2 protein-coding genes are annotated in these 1,392 nt (G+C 42.5%); both read right to left on the reverse strand.

The window, feature by feature from the left end:
* Nucleotides 1-360: 360 nt before the first annotated feature.
* Nucleotides 361-813, reverse strand: a complete 453-nt coding sequence (locus B880_RS0122715) for an SMI1/KNR4 family protein (protein WP_017349760.1) — start codon at nucleotides 811-813, stop codon at nucleotides 361-363.
* A gap of 9 nt (nucleotides 814-822) precedes the next feature.
* The coding region (locus B880_RS25720) for an HNH/ENDO VII family nuclease (protein WP_272947543.1) at nucleotides 823-1,392 on the reverse strand (570 nt) is incomplete at its 5' end.

A 1,392-nucleotide genomic window follows, 5' to 3' on the forward strand; every position in this document is an offset into this window, starting at 1 on the left:
AGCCGCAGGCCGTCCCACACGAAGCGCACCCGGTAAGACGCCGGCAGCGGCACCACCGGATGCCACGACCGGTTGCGGCTGACGTAGTGCACCTGTTTCTCGATGCGCCTCCCCACATGACCCTATCAGGGCTTGTGTGTTGAAATCAGGTCAGAATTAAGTGTTATTGACAAGATTGAGCAGTTCTTATTGGAGGTGGATACTCATCCTTATATCTGCATGGACTTGATAATTAATAAGTGTGAGCTGTATCTGTCGGTCAGATTCATGCCTGGTTAGGTAATTACTCACATACAGTAGGGATGAGATTCTGATATAGCCACGAAAAACAGGAAGGTTCAAAAAAACCTTCCTGTTTTATTATGAGCATCTTAAGTTAACATACTCTTCAAAAAAACCTTTAAATGAGCGATGCATTATCTGTGACACCTTTCTTAGGAAAAGATCATAGCTAACTACTTCACCAAAACTATCTGGTGATGTATTTAAGCACCAACAAATCTCATCATCTTTAAAGTAAATCACTGCCAAATTATCAGGAAGGGAGTATTCGCTCCGGCAATGCATTGTGTCATAATAAACCGTACCACCGAAATCAGCTAGCGCGTTATTATCTTCAACCCCTGAGATTTCCTGCTCAACAACTCCACCGCCACCTGTTTTTTCCAAAAAAAAATTAAAATCTTCCGGTAGTTTAAAACATAACACACTTTCTAATTTAGTAATTTGTTCTTTATCTACAGCACCTAGCCAAAAAACCTCATGCTTAGTTGTAGAAGATAATTTACTAATTAAGCTTTCAATGTCCTTCATCTCAATTCCTCACATGAAATCTAAAGCACGAAGTTTCCAATAGTCCGCTCTGAATGTATCATATTGATAAGCAAGACTTCCGTTATGCCTAAAACTACTACCATTTTCAATTAGCCCATGTAGTTGTTTATGATATTGCTTATGTGTTGATGATACTAGCTCGACCATTGGTCCAAGCTCCTTACCAAGTATGTGGTGGAGGTTAATTTGTTTGCCATCAGGTCCAATGGGAGCATACCCATTCTTCATTAGATCTAAGTTAGTCCAACCATCAGAAACTTTTTGGCGAATTGATTTATGTACACTCGGATGAACTGAACTTGGGGCACCGGGATTAACATCTACAGTATTCTTATAGACTTTTCTACCCAGAACATTTTCAGCCTGATACTTCCCTGAACCAGTACTACAAGTTGAAAGACCCCACGGGTCCGCCCAGTTAACTGGATCCGGCGCATACGCATACAGATTCAAACCACCCGCAAGCCCGATCGGATCCGGGCTGATAAAGTGCATGCTGTCCGCGTCGTAGTACCGGAACAGATTGTAGTGCAGCCCCGTTTCACGGTCCAGGTACTG

This window comes from Pantoea sp. A4 (genome assembly GCF_000295955.2).
GTDB lineage: Bacteria > Pseudomonadota > Gammaproteobacteria > Enterobacterales > Enterobacteriaceae > Pantoea > Pantoea multigeneris.

Coding starts and splice junctions, on each gene's coding strand:
- B880_RS0122715 (WP_017349760.1), bottom strand. CDS start 813: ATGAAGGACATTGAAAGCTTAATTAGTAAATTATCTTCTACAACTAAG.